This is a genomic window from Mesonia sp. K4-1 (assembly GCF_008017825.1).
Lineage (GTDB): Bacteria > Bacteroidota > Bacteroidia > Flavobacteriales > Flavobacteriaceae > Mesonia.
In genome coordinates, this window is sequence record NZ_VRLS01000041.1 from 1 (window position 1) to 5,075 (window position 5,075).

A 5,075-nucleotide genomic window follows, 5' to 3' on the forward strand; every position below is an offset into this window, starting at 1 on the left:
TCCTCTCTTTGTTCTTTCTTTTTTATAGATCTTAATTTAATGTTTTTATTGAAATGCTAACTTAAGACGTATATAACAAATAGCTGCGTCTTTTCTAAACTGTAAATTTTGGTATATTTGGTAAGTCGCCAAATCTTTTGATTTGGCTTTTGAAAAGTAAAGTTAAAAACAAAATTCAAAAGTTTTGGCTTGTTTTATAACAGAAAATTAATCGCTAATTTTTACGCTACTTTTCATATACAAACTAGTTGGCAAACATTTAAACGCAACTACTTAGATTCAATAACTCAACGCAACAAATCAAAAGGTTATATTTGTGATTTAAGACAAACGGGCAATGAATATTGTTTTGAAAACAAAAACATATTGGTTGGAGATGAATCTTATTTCAATGTTTTAGAGGATAGTGTATATGAGTTTGTTATTACACAGGAAGATTATTATAATGCATACGTTTTACCTCAATAAAAAAGGGGTATAATAACATTTTTACCTACCACGATTATACATAATGGGCTAACTTACAAAATAGTAGGTTAGCCATTTTTTAATCTTCTGCAAGTTCCGAACGATATAAGTGTACTAAATTCTCTATTTTGTTAAACACATTAGCAAAAGTGTAATATTAAATAAAACCTTAAGTTAAGATTTTAACCTTAAAGTTTGTTGTAACAATATATAATAAGAATATAACAATGAAAAGATTTATACCATTAGTTCTAATAAAAATTAAAGTTTTTTTAATTTTTTCATTTATCGTTTTTTCTTGTACTGATACAGATGAGAGACCAGAAGTTTCGTATGAAGTAAGTTTTAAGAATACTACGAGTTTACCTTTTCAGATAAAAGGATTTTCTATTTATGATGAATTGGAATACGAATATGAAATAAACTCTATGTCGAGTGGGGGCGATTTCACCTATGATTCTGAAAATTTTGATGGCTATCGTCGACGTGCAGATTCCATTGTAATTATATTTCCAGATAATAAGGGCTATATCTGTGCAGATAGAGTTAATGCTAATACCTTTTGCTTTGATGGAAAAAGTCCGTTGGGTAGTGATTCTTCATTTTCTCATTTAGGAAATAACATTTATGAATTCATCATTACACAGGAAGATTATGATAACGCATACACTTTGCCTTAATTTTAAAGTCGTATAATCAACTTTGCCCTGAAGGCTATAATCAAAGGGGCTAACCTATTACACAAAAAAGTTAGCCCTCTTTGTTACTTTAGCATCTATAATTCAGCTACTTAACTTAACTGTCGAAACCTTAAACATTTTGCAAGCTCGAGAAGAACGCATCAATTTATTCAAATATTGACTTTACGTCCTCGTATACTTGCCTAAAATTGTCTTCTAAATCCTTCTGAGAATATTGATTTAATCTATCTGGTAGATCCTTCTCTATATTGTTCTTCTCAAACTGTATCTTCTGATCCTTACCATCTGCATAGGTAATAAATTCCCCTTGCTTTAGGCGAAAAAAAACATCCGCTCGTCTTTTGGATACTTCGCGTTCCCCTGTCGTCACACGCGTATCAAAATTTAAGCTATACCCCCTATTAACGCTGGTAGTTTCTTTTTTTACAATCTCAAAAAAACGTTCATAATATTTAGCCGTATCCGGATCATTGACTTTTCCGAAAAACTGATAAGAAAGGTTGCTAAGTATCGCTTTACTTGCCTTATCCCCGTACATCATATCGTTCTGGATTTTATCCTGCATCACATAGATGGTAGAAATATCGTAACTTCTTAACGTGGCGGGAATTCGATGCATATTCAACAATCGAATGGTAGGAGCCTCTTCCATTAACAAAAAAGAAGAGTTCCTGTTCCTTACGCTCATTTGTTTTATAACCGTATGAATAATCGTTGCGATTACAGAAGCATACGAACTCTCATATTTAGGATTGTTCACCACCATTAATACGGCGGGGTTCTCCGAAGAATTAACGTTCAGCGGGACTTCATCAACCGATAAAGCCATAAAAATACGTTGGGTACAAATTTTCTTGAGTGCATTGGCGAGCGTACTTTTCACTCCCGCCGTTTGTCGATCAGAATCCTTACCACTTATAAATGCGCTCGCCATTACCCGAGAAGTTGGATCCGTTTCCAAAAAAGCAATTAAACTTTCGGTGTCCAACAATTGATAGGTCGCTATAAGGTGCGGTAAAGTACAAAACTCGGGATATGCACTTTTCATTTTCCAGATTAATCCCGCCATCAAACCTTCGGCAGCATCCGAAAAGAATTTTGAAGTACCACTACTCCCCGACTCTTTTTGTTCCAGTAAGTTCTCTATCAGTACACGGGATACCTCGTAGACGCTTTCTTCATTTTCTAAATACCTAGGAGCTATGGGGTTGACCCTATGTATGATCTGATCAAAAGAGACCACATAGAAAGGTATATTAGAATTTTTAAACAAAGGATAAGCCATTTCTGTAAGTTCAAAATCCTTATAATCATGAATTACCCCAGAAAAATTTTTTTCTGCTAAATGTTTTAAAAACCCATACACCACACTCTCTGTTTTTCCGCTCCCAGCAGAACCAATAATAGAGACCCCACGCTTTATATTATCCACCTTAAAAGATGAACCACTGGTGCTAAAATGAACTTGATATTTTTTAGATATATGCAAAGGTTGGTCCGAACGATGAAGGAACACATATAGCGTGGTATTTATTATTAACAAAGGACACCCCACCCATACAACCATATTCGCAAATAGCTCTTGCTTGAAACCATACCAGAGTAACCCCATAATCATAACCATACATATGATAAAAGCATATCTGGATAACCTATAAATTCCATAAAAAAACACCGTAGTAATCATAACTAGGAATGCCATATTCCATCCTGTATACATATCCATAGTTCTAATTTTTAAATTCCAATAGTTCCAGATTCCAGAGCTACTTTTAATCCTTTTTTAAGTTGTCGAAAGCCTTTGAGCGCTAACTGGACTTTATGCTTTGGTATAGGTGGCATGATTGGAATTTTACGTTCCTTAAGTATTTTTATCGCTAAAGCTTTTTCATTGGTGGGGAGTTTCATCAAGGCAGAGAAATAATGATTGGGGTTTTTAATAAAATCCTTTCTGGCTTGATAGGTCTCCACAAAATTTCGTTGGTATCCAAAAGTTCTATCGAACGTTTTTTCAACCTCTTTGAAAAACCGATCCCGATCAAACCCACGCTTCACCCATTTACCGTTCATTTTAACATCGGAAGCCTTGTATTTACTCCCTGGAGACAAGCTGTAAGCATTGGAAGCATCCTTGCGACTCACGATGATATGGATATGACTTTGGTTACCATCTTTTGACATGCCCTGTACGATTCTTTTTCCATTTTGTTGATGTGGAGCTTGATGTTCCAGATGGTTGATTTCCTTTTGGCGGATAGATATGCTTCCTTCCAAGCTACCTCTTTCGATTTGTCGGATTTCATTTTTTAACTGAAGTATTTTGGTGGCAAAAGCTTGGTTTTCGATGATTTGTTTATCCGTTCCCTTAAAGAAACGTTGATGTTCGATTTTTGCAAAATATTTAATATCACGGAGTTGAATAGGACGCCCATTGATTTCTCGATGGAAAGATGACACATAATCCTTCATCACCTCCCGCGTGTATTTTTTTAAATCTTCACGACTATTCTGTAATCGTTTCAATTCATAGGAAGAAGGACTTACTGTAATGGAATAAAATTTCGGTTCTTTTTTTTTCAATTTAGCGGTATTTTCATCAATTTCCTTTACCACTTTTTCTGCGGTGATCCCTTCCCTATGCTGATTAAAAAAATGTTCCTTATTTGATTCACTCAATCCTTCGTTTTCTTTTTCCAAATAGCCCACAAAATCTGCAGAACTTTGAGCATAATTGCCTCCTAATTTTTGAGGTGTGATTGTGATATACATAATTAAAAAATTAAGTTGGAGGATTTTGATTTGGGTTTTGTTTTTGCATTTCTTTCTCCTCCTCATTTAGCTGTGTGTCCTTCATTTTTTCCATCAACCTCTTTTCCAAGATCAAAGGTTTCTTTGTCGGTGGCTCCTCTTGGAAAAGCAGTTCGATCATAGCTGCGGTAGGTTTGGTCTGGGTCTTTTCTACATCCCGTATAATGGCAATGACCGCATTGATCCTTTTTAAAAGTTTGGCTTCGAGGGTACGTCCTGTCGGTCCCAATTTTTCCCGTGGAGAAATCTCATTGTAGAAAAAAAAATCGAGCATGGCTCCCATGGCTTCCGTATGAGATTTAAAATGTTTTTGTGAAAATTTTCGAAAACGTTTGGCAGTTTTCTTTTTGAACCTAATTCCGATAAATGAATCCATATTTCGCCGATTTGTCGCAAATTTTTTCCTAGAAATGATGGTTTTAAGCCCGTTTGTCGCAAATTCTTGATTGTCAAGAAAATAAGCTAATTCTAATCACCTGTTAATCAGCAATTTAATACCCAAAAGGAGTTAGTAACATCGCACAGCGTGTTACCCTCTTGCTACTCCTTTTCGTCAGCCTCAAGCTGACAAAAACCTCGTACAATTTGCCTAAAAGCCCATTGCACATTTGTAGGAAAATAATTTCCTTGTTGATAATTTCTCGATGTGTAGGAGTATCGGCGAAAGTGAAGTAATGGATAATCCTAGCTAAATTTGAATGCTGAATTTCAGCCCCATAAAGATAATCATTTTTATTCAATCGAAACTTTTGGAATCAAAAAAACCTTTGAAAAGTCAAAGGTTTTTTATTCTTTTTTTAAAAATTTAAATATTGAGTACATATGTGTAATTGTATAAATTACGTTGCGCCTCTTCCTTGATCATTTTTCAAATGAAGTATAATTTTTTTGGACGTATTAACGGATATCATCTCAAAATTTTCTTTCAACATCTTTTTTGGAATTTTCCAAAAGTCGGTGTTGAGCTTCTTCGTTTAAATCTGAAAAATTTAAAAAGATCTTATTTTTACAATTTAGAGAATCCCATGATCTGCAAAACTATAATAATCCCCATCAGGGCTAAGTATGAGGTGATCCAATACTTTAATATCAAATAAA

Annotated in this window: 6 protein-coding genes; 2 read left to right on the forward strand and 4 right to left on the reverse strand. The window is 34.5% G+C overall.

All coding sequences use genetic code 11. The annotated features are described in order from the left end of the window. Positions 1-189 precede the first annotated feature (189 nt). Together FT986_RS06865 and FT986_RS06870 are read left to right on the forward strand one after the other, a co-directional pair. Positions 190-468: a hypothetical protein gene (locus FT986_RS06865; protein ID WP_147864455.1), complete on the forward strand. Its 279-nt coding sequence runs from the start codon at positions 190-192 to the stop codon at positions 466-468. A 227-nt stretch (positions 469-695) separates the two neighbouring features. Further along, entirely contained in the window at positions 696-1,148 is a 453-nt protein-coding gene (locus FT986_RS06870) for a hypothetical protein (RefSeq protein ID WP_147864456.1), read from the forward strand. A 166-nt stretch (positions 1,149-1,314) separates the two neighbouring features. On the opposite strand, the gene FT986_RS06875 is transcribed toward FT986_RS06870, so the two are convergent. From FT986_RS06875 to FT986_RS16310, 4 genes are all read right to left on the reverse strand, one after another. Next, positions 1,315-2,889 carry a type IV secretory system conjugative DNA transfer family protein gene (locus tag FT986_RS06875; protein WP_370451146.1) on the reverse strand — a complete coding sequence of 525 codons (1,575 nt, stop codon included), beginning with the start codon at positions 2,887-2,889 and terminating at the stop codon, positions 1,315-1,317. A 17-nt stretch (positions 2,890-2,906) separates the two neighbouring features. Continuing rightward, on the reverse strand, positions 2,907-3,938 hold the full coding sequence (mobB, locus tag FT986_RS06880; RefSeq protein WP_147864458.1) for a MobB family relaxase: 1,032 nt from the start codon (positions 3,936-3,938) through the stop codon (positions 2,907-2,909). Between the two features lie 10 nt (positions 3,939-3,948). Further along, positions 3,949-4,353 (reverse strand): BfmA/BtgA family mobilization protein, encoded by a 405-nt coding sequence (locus tag FT986_RS06885; RefSeq protein ID WP_147864459.1) that lies wholly within the window; start codon positions 4,351-4,353, stop codon positions 3,949-3,951. A 637-nt stretch (positions 4,354-4,990) separates the two neighbouring features. Continuing rightward, positions 4,991-5,065, reverse strand: a complete 75-nt coding sequence (locus FT986_RS16310) for a hypothetical protein (protein WP_255505953.1) — start codon at positions 5,063-5,065, stop codon at positions 4,991-4,993. Positions 5,066-5,075: the final 10 nt, after the last annotated feature.

Coding starts and splice junctions, on each gene's coding strand:
- mobB (WP_147864458.1), bottom strand. CDS start 3,938: ATGTATATCACAATCACACCTCAAAAATTAGGAGGCAATTATGCTCAA.
- FT986_RS06875 (WP_370451146.1), bottom strand. CDS start 2,889: ATGTATACAGGATGGAATATGGCATTCCTAGTTATGATTACTACGGTG.
- FT986_RS06885 (WP_147864459.1), bottom strand. CDS start 4,353: ATGGATTCATTTATCGGAATTAGGTTCAAAAAGAAAACTGCCAAACGT.
- FT986_RS06870 (WP_147864456.1), top strand. CDS start 696: ATGAAAAGATTTATACCATTAGTTCTAATAAAAATTAAAGTTTTTTTA.